The organism is Rhodopseudomonas sp. BR0C11 (assembly GCF_010820945.1).
Lineage (GTDB): Bacteria > Pseudomonadota > Alphaproteobacteria > Rhizobiales > Xanthobacteraceae > Rhodopseudomonas > Rhodopseudomonas palustris_H.
Genome location: NZ_QTKI01000386.1, coordinates 1 through 4594, shown reverse-complemented (window position 1 = coordinate 4594; position 4594 = coordinate 1). Strand labels below are relative to the sequence as shown.

At 65.9% G+C, this 4594-nt stretch carries 6 protein-coding genes and 1 pseudogene; 5 read left to right on the top strand and 2 right to left on the bottom strand.

What is annotated here, in order from left to right:
- A pseudogene (locus tag DYI24_RS28400) lies at positions 1–95 on the bottom strand (TetR/AcrR family transcriptional regulator); the annotation flags it as partial.
- A 121-nt stretch (positions 96–216) separates the two neighbouring features.
- On the opposite strand from DYI24_RS28400, the gene paaA reads away from it, so the two are divergent.
- From paaA to paaE, 5 genes are all read left to right on the top strand, one after another.
- Entirely contained in the window at positions 217–1200 is a 984-nt protein-coding gene (paaA, locus tag DYI24_RS21725; RefSeq protein WP_164573809.1) for a 1,2-phenylacetyl-CoA epoxidase subunit PaaA, read from the top strand.
- Between the two features lie 33 nt (positions 1201–1233).
- Complete coding sequence (gene paaB, locus DYI24_RS21720; RefSeq protein ID WP_107356524.1) at positions 1234–1521, top strand: 1,2-phenylacetyl-CoA epoxidase subunit PaaB; 288 nt, start codon at positions 1234–1236, stop codon at positions 1519–1521.
- 218 nt (positions 1522–1739) lie between these two features.
- The gene (gene paaC / locus DYI24_RS21715) at positions 1740–2507 is read left to right on the top strand and encodes a 1,2-phenylacetyl-CoA epoxidase subunit PaaC (protein WP_164573808.1); all 768 of its coding nucleotides are present in this window, start codon (positions 1740–1742) and stop codon (positions 2505–2507) included.
- On the top strand, positions 2501–3004 hold the full coding sequence (paaD, locus tag DYI24_RS21710) for a 1,2-phenylacetyl-CoA epoxidase subunit PaaD (RefSeq protein WP_164573807.1): 504 nt from the start codon (positions 2501–2503) through the stop codon (positions 3002–3004). The genes paaC and paaD overlap by 7 nt, the downstream gene beginning before the upstream one ends.
- Before the next feature lie 8 nt (positions 3005–3012).
- A complete protein-coding gene (gene paaE / locus DYI24_RS21705; protein WP_164573806.1) occupies positions 3013–4101 on the top strand; it encodes a 1,2-phenylacetyl-CoA epoxidase subunit PaaE in 1089 nt (362 codons plus the stop codon).
- Positions 4102–4369: 268 nt separating this feature from the next.
- Here paaE and DYI24_RS21700 read toward each other — a convergent pair.
- Positions 4370–4594 (bottom strand): thiamine pyrophosphate-dependent enzyme (locus DYI24_RS21700; RefSeq protein ID WP_246701338.1); only part of this gene is annotated, 225 nt, incomplete at its 5' end.

The window sequence follows — 4594 nt, the reverse complement described above, 5'->3', positions numbered from 1 at the left end:
GTGCCGGTGTAGCCGTGTTCGGCGAATAGCCGTGCGGAACGGCTGAGAATGCCGCGGCGTTTATCGTCGTAGTCGGTGGCTCGCGTGCGCGCCATGGTGCGTTTAGATCCTATCCGCCGAGGCGCGCTGCGACGCACCACGGGTGTCTGGTTCCGACACTTGCATTGACCGTCCAATTGGTCAATTATATTTCCAACAACGCCGGAGGAGATCGCCATGTACACCCAGGCACTCAACGTGTCCGACGGTGACGAGCGGAACATCGAGGACGCCGACCGCGCCGCGCGGTTCCAGGCGCGGATCGATGCCGAGGAGCGGATCGAGCCCAACGATTGGATGCCGGCCGCGTACCGCAAGACTCTGGTGCGCCAGATCTCCCAGCACGCACATTCCGAAATCGTCGGGATGTTGCCCGAAGGCAATTGGATCACCCGCGCGCCGACGCTGCGGCGCAAGGCGGCGCTGCTCGCCAAGGTTCAGGACGAGTGCGGCCATGGCCTGTATCTCTACGCCGCCGCCGAAACCCTCGGCGCCTCGCGCGAAGAGCTGGTCGATCAGCTGCTCAGCGGCAAGGCGAAGTACTCGTCGATCTTCAACTACCCGACCCTGACCTGGGCCGACATCGGCGCGATCGGCTGGCTGGTCGACGGCGCCGCGATTATGAACCAGATCCCGCTGTGCCGCTGCTCCTACGGGCCCTATGCGCGCGCGATGATCCGCGTCTGCAAGGAAGAGTCGTTCCACCAGCGCCAGGGCTACGAGATCATGCTGACGCTGGCGAAGGGCTCGGCCGAGCAGAAGGCGCTGGCGCAGGACGCGCTGAACCGCTGGTGGTGGCCGTGCCTGATGATGTTCGGCCCGCCGGATCAAGCCAGCCAGCACAGCGACACCTCGACCAAGTGGAAGATCAAGCGGTTCTCCAACGACGAGCTGCGCCAGAAATTCGTCGATGCCACGGTGCCGCAGGCGCATTATCTCGGTCTGACGCTGCCTGATCCCGATCTGAAAAAGAACGACGCGACCGGGCATTGGGAGTACGGCGCGATTCCGTGGGACGAATTCAAGCAGGTGCTCGCCGGCAACGGGCCGTGCAACCGCGATCGGCTGGCGGCGCGGCGCAAGGCCCACGATGACGGCGCCTGGGTGCGCGAAGCGGCCGCCGCCTACGCTGAGAAACGCAAGAAGAAACTGGCGGCGTAATCGCCGCGACGATCCTTCGGGGAGGACATCACGATGACCACGCCGAACACGCAGCTGTGGGAGGTCTTCATCCGCAGCCGCAACGGGCTGGCGCACAAGCACGTCGGCTCGCTACACGCCGCCGACGCCACGCTGGCGCTGCAGGCCGCGCGCGACATCTACACCCGCCGTGGCGAAGGCCTGTCGATCTGGGTGGTGCCGTCGAACGCGATCACCGCCAGCGATCCGGCCGAGGCCGGCATGCTGTTTGAGCCGGCGGAGAGCAAGATCTATCGCCATCCGACGTTCTACGACGTGCCCGACGAAGTCGGGCATATGTAGGCGGCGGGCTGCGCTCGCCACACAACAAGACGTCATCCTGAGATGCCGCCACGGAGCGGCGGCCTCGAAGGATGATCCACAAGCCTCTCCACGTCATTGCGAGGAGCGAAGCGACGAAGCAATCCAGCGCTGTGCACTGAGCTTCTGGATTGCTTCGCTTCGCTCGCAATGACGGGGACAGGTCGACAGTTCAGTTCAACGCATCGAGCTTGGCAGCCATGTCCACCACCATCACCGCCACCCCCCTGTTCACCTACACGCTGCGCCGCGCCGATGATGCGCTCGTGCTGGGGCATCGGCTGTCGGAATGGTGCGGGCATGCGCCGATGCTGGAAGAGGACATGGCGCTGTCGAACATCGCGCTCGATCTGATCGGCCAGGCGCGCGAGCTCTACAGCTACGCCGGCCTGGTCGAGGGGCAGGGCCGCGACGAGGATCGGCTCGCGTATTTGCGCGAGGAGCGGCACTACCAGAATCTGCTGCTGGTCGAGCAGCCGAATGGCGACTTCGCCCGCACCATCGCGCGGCAGCTGTTCTACTCGGCATTCGCCGATCCGTATTGGCGGGCAATGATGCAATCCTCCGACGCCACGCTCGCCGCAATTGCCGCCAAGTCGGAAAAGGAAAGCGCCTATCACCTCCGCCACGCGGCCGAATGGATGATCCGGCTCGGCGACGGCACCGCCGAAAGCCACAGCCGCGCCCAGGATGCCGTCGACGCGTTATGGGCGTTCACCGGCGAGCTGTTCGAGACCGACGACGCCGAGCGCCGGCTGATCGGGAGCGGCGTGGCGATCGATCCAGAGAGCGTTCGAGGCACTTGGCAGAGCACGATCGACACCGTGCTGCGCGAAGCGACGCTGACGGTGCCGAGCAATCCATGGATGCAGCAGGGTGGCCGCAGCGGCCGCCACACCGAGCATCTCGGCCGGCTGCTCGCCGAGTTGCAGCACATGCAGCGGACCTATCCGGGGCTGACATGGTGACGCTGACGGGCAGCGACGCCGAGTTGCAGCAGCGCGCCTGGGACGCGGCCGCGACGGTGTGTGATCCGGAAATTCCGGTGCTCAGCATCGCCGACCTCGGCGTGCTGCGGGAGGTGCGGGTCGAACAGGGCCGCGTCGAAGTCGCGATCACCCCGACCTATTCGGGGTGTCCTGCGATGAACATGATCGCGCTGGAGATCGAGACCGCGCTGGCGCGCGCGGGCATCGAACGAGCGCGGGTGACGACCGTGCTGGCGCCGGCGTGGACCACCGACTGGATGAGCGAGGCCGGTCGCGCCAAGCTCAAGGAGTACGGCATCGCGCCGCCGCAGGCGGCTGGCTCGCGCCGCGCGCTGTTCGGCGCGCTCGAGATCGCCTGTCCACAATGCGGCTCGGTCGACACCGAGCAGCTGTCCGAATTCGGCTCGACCTCGTGCAAGGCGCTGTGGCGCTGCAAGAGCTGCCGCGAACCATTCGATTACTTCAAGTGCCATTGAGCGCCGCCATGAACATCTCCGCCAGCATTCCGCGATTTCATCCGCTGATCATTGCCGACCTGCGCCGCGAAGGGAGGGATGCGATCTCGCTCAGCTTCACGGTCCCGCCGGAGCTGGCGAGCGCCTACCAGTTCGTGCCTGGCCAGTATCTGACGCTGCGCACCACGATGGACGGCGAGGAAGTGCGGCGGTCCTATTCGATCTGCTCCGGCCCGGACGACGGTGAGCTGCGGATCGCGGTGAAGAAGGTCGACGGCGGCGCATTCTCGGTGTGGGCGACCGAGGAGCTGAAGGCCGGGGATACGATCGAGGTGATGACGCCGACCGGCCGGTTCGGCGCGCTGCACGCTGCCGAAGAAACGCGCACCTATGTGGGCTTCGCCGCCGGCAGCGGCATCACGCCGATCCTGTCGCTGATCAAGGGCGTGCTGGCGCGTGAGCCGGGCAGCCGGTTCTTCCTGTTCTACGGCAACCGCACCACCGATCAGATTCTGTTTCGCGAGACACTGGAGACGCTGAAGGACCGCTACCTCGACCGGCTCGCGGTGTTTCATGTGCTGTCGCAGGAAGAGCAGGACGTGCCGGTGATGCAGGGCCGGCTCGACCGCGACAAGGTGCGGCTGCTGCTCACCGCGATGGTGCCGGCCGCGTCAGTCGATCATGTCTTCATCTGCGGTCCGACCGGAATGAGCGACGACGTCGAGCTGACCTGCCGCGATCTCGGCATCGCCGCCGAGCGGATCCATGTCGAGCGGTTCGTTTCAGGGCTCGGCGGCAAGCCGCGGCCGAAGGCGGTGGTCGAGCCGGGCGCGCCGCCGAAGGCGATGGCGTCGCTGATCATCGACGGCAAGCGCCGCGAGGTGCCGGTGGCCGAGGGCGAAGCGATCCTCGATGCCGCGCTGCGCGCTGGCGTCGATCTGCCGTTCGCCTGCAAAGGCGGGATGTGCTCGACCTGCCGCGCCAAGCTGGTCGAGGGCGAAGCCACGATGGACCTCAACTACTCGCTGGAGCCCTGGGAGCTCGCCGCCGGATTCGTGCTGACCTGCCAGGCCAAACCGACCACCGACCGGGTGGTGGTGGACTACGATCATCTGTGAGCGGAGGCAGCAAAGCTCGGCCTATCTGCATCCCGAGGCGCCACGTATCGTCATTGCGAGCCGAAGGCGAAGCAATCCAGCGCCACGCTGCGTGAATCTGGATTGCTTCGTCGCTTCGCTCCTCGCAATGACGTTGACGATACCGGTCATTCCGGGGCGCGCGTAGCGCGAACCCGGAATCCAGAGGTTGTGGAACGATAAGGCTGAACAGCTCGAGATTCCGGGTTCGCTCACTTCGTGAGCGCCCCGGAATGACGACGGGGCGGGCTTACGGCTTCGCCGGATGGATGAACGGCCAGGGACTGGCTTCGCTGTCACGCGGCAAGTCGATGGCGATCAGCTGCGGGCCGCCGGCGGCGAGTGCCTTTTCCAGCGCGGGGCGGAAATGGTCGGGCGAGGTGACGCGTGCTACACCGACGCCGAACAATTCCGCCAGCTTGACGAAATCCGGGTTGACCAAATCGGATGCCACCACGCGGCCGTCGAACAGATT